Annotated in this window: 1 protein-coding gene; it reads left to right on the top strand. The window is 74.3% G+C overall.

Annotated elements, in window-relative coordinates:
* Positions 1-1,359 (top strand): hypothetical protein (locus AQI95_RS40975; RefSeq protein WP_208614389.1); only part of this gene is annotated, 1,359 nt, incomplete at both ends.

Here is a 1,359-nt window from a genome sequence, read left to right as displayed (position 1 = left end):
CCGGCGAGAGCGACGACCAGTACCGTCGTCGGCTGAGCATCTTCCAGCGCTGGCTGGTCCCCACCCCGGACAATCTCCAGGACGCCGTCAACCAGGTCGCAGGACCGGTCGCGGGTGATCACGCCGCCTTCGTCGTCGACGAGACCATCGCAGCGATCGCCACCGGCTCCACCCTGCTGCGCGTCCTGCCGCCCCCGCTCACCGCCGGCCAGAGCATCACCGCCGACGGCGACCGGTTGCGTACCGAGCCCCAGGCCGTCGGCACCGCCGACGACGAACCCGACTTCGACCCCGCCTGGCTCTGCCGTTACGCGGACCCGGCCCGGCCCGGCCTCGACTTCGCCGCCGACGACGCCAACCGGCTGATGCAGCTCACCACCCGGCGTGCCCTGGACGCGCTGCTCGACCGCCTCGTCGGACAGCCCGGCACCCTCAGCGTGCTGCGCGCCTACGACCCCGCCGGCCCCGGTCTGCACCCCGTCGGCCGGGCCCTGAGCCTGCGCCACAGCACCCTCGACACCGGCACGCTCGGCATGCACGCCCACACGGCCGGTTTCGGCTGGGTCACCTGCACCGCCGACGGCCAGGTCGAGGCAGCCCAGCCACCCGGCGACACCTATGCCCTCACCCTCGACACCGCCGGGGACACCGACCCCACCGCCGGCCAGACCGTCCAGCTCGCCCTGGACCCGCCCGTGTCCGGGCTCGCCGACGCCCTCGTCCGCTGGTCCGTCACCCGCGAAGGCCCCGGAGACGCGATCGTCACCCCGGACACCCCGCTCGGCCATGCCACCCTCCAGGCCCTTACCGCCGGGGACGTCACCGTCGGCGTCGAGGTCGCCCGTGCCGGTCACACCCGCGGCGGCCGCCGGACCCTGCGGGTCGGCCTGCCCGAGGACTTCATGACGATCGGCCAGACGATCGGCCGGGACGGCCGGATCGGCGTCACTGAATCCGAGGCCGCCGGCACCGTGACCGCGGACTTCGACCCGTCCTACCTCCAGCTGCGCACCGACGACCTGACCGTGCCGCCCGCCCGCGTCGACTACGGCTTCGACCTGAACAACCGCCGGATGCAGCCGGCCGCCGGAGCCGCCCTCGACCGACTGCTGGCCCGCCTCGCCGGGCGGCCCGGCACCCTCACCGTGCTCAGCGCCTACGACCCGTCCGGCGTCAGTCTGGCGCACCAGGGCCGGGCCCTCGTCCTGCGCTACGACCAGCCGACCGTCGGCGGCCAGCCGCCCCCGGTGACCGGCCCGGCTCTGGCCGCTCACGCCTTCGCGGCAGGATTCGACTTCGTCACCCTGCAGAACGCGTCTGACCTCGGTGGCCAGCTGATCGTCCGGGCTGAAGTCGCAC

Origin of the sequence: Streptomyces yokosukanensis (assembly GCF_001514035.1) — a bacterium.
GTDB classification, from domain to species: Bacteria; Actinomycetota; Actinomycetes; order Streptomycetales; family Streptomycetaceae; genus Streptomyces; species Streptomyces yokosukanensis.
This window is presented reverse-complemented; position numbering and strand designations above follow the sequence as displayed.